The sequence below is a fragment of the Clostridium boliviensis genome, from assembly GCF_033342255.1.
GTDB classification, from domain to species: domain Bacteria; phylum Bacillota; class Clostridia; order Lachnospirales; family Lachnospiraceae; genus Lacrimispora; species Lacrimispora boliviensis.
The window spans coordinates 1-390 of the sequence record NZ_JAWONS010000056.1 but is presented as its reverse complement, the minus strand read 5'-3'; the positions used below and the strand labels follow the sequence as shown (position 1 = coordinate 390).

Below are 390 nucleotides of genomic sequence, written 5' to 3'. Positions count from 1 at the left end.
ATGTAGAAGGCGTCTTCCGGAAGGTCGTCGTGTTTCCCTTCCAGGATCTCCTTGAAGCCGCGGACCGTTTCCTTGACGGGTACATAGCGGCCCGGCTTGCCGGTGAAAGCCTCGGCCACATGGAAGGGCTGAGACAGGAAGCGTTCAATCCGGCGCGCCCGGTGTACGACCAGCTTGTCTTCGTCGGAGAGCTCATCCATCCCGAGGATGGCGATGATGTCCTGCAGCTCCTTATAGCGTTGCAGAATCTGCTGTACGCCCCGGGCCGTCTCGTAGTGCTCCTGTCCCACAACCGCCGGACTCAGGATGCGGGAGGTGGAGGCCAAGGGGTCCACCGCCGGATAGATCCCCTTGTCGGCAATCCGCCGCTCCAGGTTGGTCGTGGCATCC

1 protein-coding gene is annotated in these 390 nt (G+C 62.1%); it reads right to left on the bottom strand.

What is annotated here, in order from left to right; genetic code table 11:
* Positions 1–390 (bottom strand): ATP synthase beta subunit C-terminal domain-containing protein (locus RZO55_RS02675; protein ID WP_439100015.1); only part of this gene is annotated, 390 nt, incomplete at both ends.